The following is a 652-nucleotide window of genomic DNA, read 5'->3' on the forward strand; positions in this document are numbered from 1 at the left end:
AAAATTTTTCAACCAAATCTTTATAACGATCAAACCCTAAATTTAATACATTTAACATTAATAATTGCATTAATTTTTCTGGTATAGAAGCTCTAACTATATTTGTATATGTCTTTTTTATTATTAACTTATCAGATCGAATATAACCATTCGAATCAATTTTATCATCTATATTTTTAAGCAACTGATATAAAAGCATAAAATAACGAGAAACAACTCTATCTTTGAGTAACTCTCCTAATGGCTCTTTTATACCTTCTACATTTTTACGAAGAACAGTTATGTAGCATTCATCTAACAATGACTTTTGCTCATTTTCCACTTCTTCTAATTCAGCGAGCAAACTATTCAACTCACGTAACATAGCGAAAAAAATACTATCAAACTGTTGCATGCTTTGGGTTAATAATTGTTGTTCCATAACCTGTTTTGATCCAGTTTGGGCATCAGCAGATCTTTGTAACTCACTCCTTGTAAGTCCCAACTCCGTTCTTGATAAATTTAGCTCGTCTAAAGTTCTTTTCAATTGCTCGTCAGCAAAATTCAATTGTTTAACTTGGATGTAGATAGTAAATAAAAGTGCAGAAAAACTTAAGAATGCCAAAACTGGATTGAGAGTACCACCTATATAATCCCCAAACTGCCCCCACTT

At 31.1% G+C, this 652-nt stretch carries 1 protein-coding gene; it reads right to left on the reverse strand.

What is annotated here, in order from left to right; translation table 11 throughout:
• Positions 1-652: putative phage abortive infection protein (locus NL42_RS18385; RefSeq protein ID WP_461313846.1), on the reverse strand; the 652-nt coding region annotated here is incomplete at both ends.

This window comes from Acinetobacter sp. GN11 (assembly GCF_054823985.1).